This window comes from Rhizobium sp. BR 317, from assembly GCF_047445835.1.
In the GTDB taxonomy this organism is placed as follows: Bacteria; Pseudomonadota; Alphaproteobacteria; order Rhizobiales; family Rhizobiaceae; genus Rhizobium; species Rhizobium paranaense.
In genome coordinates this window covers 1-2616 of the sequence record NZ_JARWLB010000084.1, presented here as the reverse complement: position 1 = coordinate 2616, position 2616 = coordinate 1, and the positions used below count along the sequence as shown (strand labels likewise).

General features: G+C 51.8%; 4 protein-coding genes. All 4 read left to right on the top strand.

Annotated elements, in window-relative coordinates; translation table 11 throughout:
- The coding region (locus QD357_RS31815; protein ID WP_414125982.1) for an ABC transporter permease at positions 1-371 on the top strand (371 nt) is incomplete at its 5' end.
- Complete coding sequence (locus QD357_RS31810) at positions 364-1164, top strand: ABC transporter permease (RefSeq protein WP_414125980.1); 801 nt, start codon at positions 364-366, stop codon at positions 1162-1164. The genes QD357_RS31815 and QD357_RS31810, both read left to right, overlap by 8 nt.
- Before the next feature lie 30 nt (positions 1165-1194).
- Positions 1195-2298: an extracellular solute-binding protein gene (locus tag QD357_RS31805; protein WP_414125978.1), complete on the top strand. Its 1104-nt coding sequence runs from the start codon at positions 1195-1197 to the stop codon at positions 2296-2298.
- Between the two features lie 130 nt (positions 2299-2428).
- Positions 2429-2616 (top strand): TetR/AcrR family transcriptional regulator (locus QD357_RS31800; protein WP_414125975.1); only part of this gene is annotated, 188 nt, incomplete at its 3' end.

Sequence of the window (2616 nt, the reverse complement as noted above, 5' to 3'; positions counted from 1 at the left end):
ATCTGCCCCTCATGGTCCTTCCGATATACGCATCGATGGAGCGATTCGATTTCCGCCTCGTGGAAGCTGGGTACGATTTGTATGCGCGGCCATTTMAGATCATGCGCGAGATTATCTTGCCTATTGTCAAGCCCGGAGTCGTGGCCGGTTCCATCCTAGTTTTTGTTCCTTGCCTCGGCGATTACGTCATAACGACGGTGCTTGGCGGGGGTAAGCAACTGTTGTTGGGCAATCTCATTGGCATGCAATTCAGCGCGCTACGCAACTGGCCGCTCGGCTCGGCGCTTTCGTTKACGCTCTTAATCCTCGTGGGAATTGCGATGATATTCTTTGTCCGTGCGACGGAAAAGGAGGACGGGCTCCATGGTTAAGAAGTTTGACATCCGTCATATGCCCGGGATGAACATAGTAGCAATGCTATGCTTCCTCGTGCTTTACATGCCCATCGTCCTTCTCGTCATTTATTCTTTCAATGCTGGCGAGGCGCTTTCTATCTGGGAGGGTTTTTCTTTCCGCTGGTATGCCTCGGCATGGCAAAATGGCGKGGTGCAGGAGGCAGCAACTCGCTCGTTGGCGCTCGCGGCCATCGCGGCGACGATCGCAACTATAAGCGGCGTTCTCTTCGCGTTGGCGACGACGCGGGGGCGCCAATGGAAAGGGCAAGGACTTGCGCTTGCAGTAGTCAACCAGCCGCTCATGGTCCCAGAAATTGTTACCGCAGTTGGTTTGCTCAGCTTCTTTTCCCTGCTGAAAGTGGCCACTGGCTATACCGGCATGATCTATTTGGTGATCGCGCATTCAGCTTTCTGCATCCCTTTCGCCTATATGCCGGTTCGGGCGCGGCTCAAGGGCATGGACCTAAGCTTGGAGCAAGCCGGAGCAGATCTTTACGCCCGGCCAGTCGAAGTGTTCCGCTACATCACCTTGCCGCAGCTTTGGCCGGGCCTGTTATCTGGCTGGATGCTCGCTTTCGTGATCTMGCTCKACAATGTGGTCATCACGGAATTTGTGAAATCCGCGGGACAAGAAACCCTGCCCACGTACATGCTCGGTCAGCTTCGCAGAAGGGTGACGCCTGAAATCAACGCAATCTCCACGGCGCTACTACTTGTATCCGTGTTGTTCGTTGTCGCGACTTATTTACTTGGTCGTAACCGCAAATAATAGAATAACACCAACAGAAAGGGAACAAACATGAACAGAATGACAGCTTCAATCGCCGCAGGAGTGCTGCTACTTACCTCGATCCCGGCTTCTGCGGWAGGTATCTTGAATATCTACAGCTGGGGGGATCTTTGKAGCCCCGAGATGATCAAGAAGTTTGAGGAACAATACGATGTCAAGGTCACATTCTCGGAGTACGATAGTAGCKATACAGCGCTMGCAAAGCTGAAGGCCGGTGGAAACGACTTCGACATGATCGTCGCAGCGGCGACATACATCCCCATCTTTGTTCATGAGGGTTTATTGCTGAAGTCCGAGCCTAACAAGCTCGAKAATTTCCGCAACGTCAACAAGCGCTGGGTTGATGTGAGTTTCGATCCAGGTCGCGAATATAGCATCMCCTGGGATTGGGCAACCGTCGGCGTCAGCGTGAACACTTCCATTTATAAGGGCGACATCAACACTGCGGCCATACTATTCGACCCGCCTCCGGAACTGCAGGGCAAGATCAACATCATTCCCKAGATGATGKACGTCATGGGCTTGGCGATCCACTATCTTGGAGGAGACAAGATTTGTACGGATGATAAAGCACTGTTGCGAAAAGTCMGCGACAAGCTGCTTGAAGCCAAAAAACATTGGATCTCCATGGATTACAACACAATCGATCCGATGGTAAAGGGTGACTTTGCTGCCACAAGTGACTGGGGTGGTCCAGCCTTCATTAAACGGCAACGCAATCCTGACATTGCCTATGGCTACCCGCAAACCGGCTACGGTCTAGCTATGGACAACCTTGCCATTCTCTCGGGTGCGAAAAATCTCGACAACGCAWAGCTCTTTATGAACTTTATGATGGATCCGCAAAACGCCGCCATGCTTTCAAACTACCTGAAGTACCCTAATGGCATCGACGGCTCAGAGCAGTACATGGATAAGGAACTGACCACATCACCTGAGTTTGTTGTACCCGAAAAGTTGGCTGGTCATTCATATTGGAATGAGACCTGTTCGCCAGAAATTCAGCAAATCTATGGTAGGATTTGGACAGAGCTAAAAATGTAKGGCCCAACGACTACATCGGCAGATCGGCAGGTTGCTTGGTGCGGTCTGCCGATGATTTTTTCGTCTTGATGCGCTGCTCGTGAGTAGGGGTTCGGCCGTTGATTTGCCCGTATGCCCATTGTCTTAGTCCAATTCCACCGTTAATGATCCGTGTCCTCAGTTTACCAAGATGTTCGGTGCAAGAATGGGCGGAGAAGTGATGCTAGAACGAGCGAAGGCCGGGAACACAAAACGCAAACCCGGTMGGCCTACGCTCGGCATCKACTATAGGGATCTGATTTTAGATGCTGCTGAACTGATCTTCGCGGATGAGGGGTTCGCCGGGGCGAAAATGCGCGATATCGCCAACAAAGCTGGCGTCAACCAAGCACTTATCAGGTACTATTT